3 protein-coding genes are annotated in these 2,689 nt (G+C 74.2%); 2 read left to right on the forward strand and 1 reads right to left on the reverse strand.

The genetic code is table 11. The features are described 5' to 3' along the window. Nucleotides 1–96: 96 nt before the first annotated feature. Complete coding sequence (locus tag ACFV0Q_RS40620; RefSeq protein WP_385013015.1) at nt 97–1,659, reverse strand: FAD-dependent monooxygenase; 1,563 nt, start codon at nt 1,657–1,659, stop codon at nt 97–99. A gap of 92 nt (nt 1,660–1,751) precedes the next feature. Between ACFV0Q_RS40620 and ACFV0Q_RS40625 the strand changes: the two genes are divergently transcribed. Next, entirely contained in the window at nt 1,752–2,459 is a 708-nt protein-coding gene (locus tag ACFV0Q_RS40625; RefSeq protein ID WP_385013017.1) for a TetR/AcrR family transcriptional regulator C-terminal domain-containing protein, read from the forward strand. A 34-nt stretch (nt 2,460–2,493) separates the two neighbouring features. Further along, nucleotides 2,494–2,689: hypothetical protein (locus ACFV0Q_RS40630; RefSeq protein WP_385013018.1), on the forward strand; the 196-nt coding region annotated here is incomplete at its 3' end.

Here is a 2,689-nt window from a genome sequence, read left to right on the forward strand (position 1 = left end):
GCCGGTAGCCGGAGGCCGGAGGCCGTCCGGACGGCCGCTCCGAGGACCACGAAGCTCTAGCCGCGAAGGGGGGCGCCTCCGTCGAGGCGCCCCCCTTCAGGCGTTCGCCACCGGGACCGGCCTGGCCAGCACCTGGTCCAAGACCTCGGTGAGGAACCGCGCCGGGTCCGTCGCCGAGGCCGTGGCGCGCATCGCGACGATCCCGTCCGGACGGACGAGCAGCGCCCCTTCGTCGGGGAGCCACGGGACCGCGACGCGATGTGCGGAGAGTCCGACGTTCGCCGCGGCCGTGAGCCAGCGCTCGCCTGCGACGCCCGCCAGCAGGGTCCACCGGGACGCCACCAGGTCGAGCGTGGAAACCCCGTCGATCCACGCGTGGGGCACCCGTGAACCCGGCGACCCGTCCAGCACCAGGTCCACTGTGGACGGGAGTTCCGGCCGCGGGTCGACAACAGCGGCCGAATCGTACCGCTGGCCGAGGTGCACGACCGGCGCCGCCCACACCCCTGCCGCCGCCCTGGCCGCGTCGGCCTCGGGTCCGCGCCCCCAGTGCAGCTGCGGGTCGGCGAGCCTGCGCATCGCCTGGTCCAGCGTCGCCGCGGCGACCGGTTCACGTTCGTGCGCGTAGGTGTCGAGCAGCCCGGCACCGGCCCCGCCGTGGTGGACGGCGGCCAGCTTCCACGCCAGGTTGTGCGCGTCGGCGACCCCGGTGTTGAGGCCGAACGCGCCCAGGGGCGACACGGTGTGCGCGGCGTCGCCCACGAGGAACACGCGGCCGACGGCGAAGCTCTCGGCCGCCGCGCTCCGGGGCCGCCACGAGAGCACGCTGCGCACCTCGACGTCGAGGTCGGGATCGCCGACCGCCAGCCGGACGACCGCGGCGCAGCGCTCGTGCGTGAAGTCCTCGGGGCGTTCGCCGCCGTCGACGTCGCAGCGGACGTGGAAGACCCAGTCCGTCTCGCCGTCCACCGTGGCCAGCAGGCCGGGCGCCTCCGGCGTGGTGATCGTGCAGGTGGCGAAGGACATTCCCCGCAGGTGCGGTCGGAGGTCGGCGCGGAACAGGATGTTGATCATCGACTTGCCCAGGTCGCCCGGCCCGGAGGTGCCCACGCCGAGCGCGGTCCGCGCGGTGCTGTGCGTGCCGTCGGCGGCGACTACGCGCGTGCACCGCAGGGAGTAGCGGCCGTCGGGTCCCTCCAGTTCGACGTCGACCCCGTCGGCGTCCTGCGCGAGGCCGACCAGGCGGGTCGACCAGCGCAGGTCCGCTCCGCGGCGTGCCAGGTCGGCTGCCACGACGGCGTCGAGCCGGTCCTGGGCGCAGACGCCGCGCAGTCTGAACGGTGTCACGTCCAGTTCGTCGGTGGACGGGGCCGGCATGGGCACGGTCACGACGTCGCCCGCGCCCATCTCGACGACGGTCCGCGCCACCGCCTTGCCCGCGGCGCCCCGGAGGTCGACCGCGAGGGCGTCGACGGCGGTCTCGAGTCCGAGTTCGCGGAGGATCTCGACGGTGCGCGGTCCGATGCCGGTGGCACGTGGGTGCACCGACGGCCCGGACCGGCGTTCGACGAGCACCGCGGGGACGCCGTGGTGGGTGAGCAGCGCCGCGGTGAGCAGGCCGACGCTGCCGCCTCCGACCACGAGCACTGGTACGGGCACGGGTCCGAGTGCTTTTGGATACGCTGTCTCCGTCATGGCTACACCGTAGCCAGAAGGTAGGATGCGGGTCAACGAGGAAAGGAACCGCCCCCATGACCGAACCCGTTCCCTCGTCGTCGGTGTGGACCCGGCCGCGCCCCGAGCCGCGTCGACGCGCGCCCGGGGTGGACCAGTACGTGGCCGCGGCGCTGGCCGTAGCGGACGCGGAGGGATTGGCGGCGGTGTCGATGCGGCGGGTCGCGGGTGATCTCGGTTCCGGGACCGCCTCGCTCTACCGGTACATCACCAACCGCGACGAGCTGGTGGACCTGATGGTCGACACGGCGCAGGGCGAGGATCCGCTGCCCGAGTCCGCTGAGGACTGGCGGGCCGGCCTGGGGGCGGTCGCGCACGCGTTGCGCGGGACGCTGCTGCGGCATCCCTGGTTGGCGGCTGAACTGGCGGGGAGGCCCGCGCTCGGCCCCAACTCGTTGCGGCGCTCCGAGTCCGCACTGCGCGCCGCCGTCGCGCTCACGTCCGACATGACCCTGGCCTCGCAGGCGCTCAGTGCCGTGCATGCGTACGTGCTGGGTTCGGTCGCCGCCCAGCAGGCCCTTCGGCGGGCGGAGCAGCGCACCGGGCTCAGCGAGGAGGAGTGGCAGCGCAGCGTCGGCCCCTACATCAGCGAGGTCCTCGCGGCGGGCGAACACCCGATGCTCGCCCGCCGCGTCCTCGAAGCAGAGGAACTCGATCCCGACGTCGAGTTCGCGTTCGGCCTGGACTGCGTGCTCGACGGGCTCGCGGCCCGGCTGGCTCGCTGAACGGTCAGTACGCGTGGCGGTTCACGGTCTCCGGGTGGAGGACGAGGCCGACCTGGTCCTCGGCCAGGATCCGGCCAGGGGCTCGGGGGGCGCGGCGCGGGCGGCGCACATCGTCGTCACCCGGCTGCCCACCGGCACGACGGTGCCCGACCCCATGACCAGGGCGCCCGTCGGATCCCAACGGAGCGGACGTGCCGGGCGTGCGCGGCACGTAGGGGACGTTCAGGTAC

The sequence above is a fragment of the Streptomyces sp. NPDC059564 genome (genome assembly GCF_042735575.1).
Lineage (GTDB): Bacteria > Actinomycetota > Actinomycetes > Streptomycetales > Streptomycetaceae > Streptomyces.

Coding starts and splice junctions, on each gene's coding strand:
- ACFV0Q_RS40625 (WP_385013017.1), top strand. CDS start 1,752: ATGACCGAACCCGTTCCCTCGTCGTCGGTGTGGACCCGGCCGCGCCCC.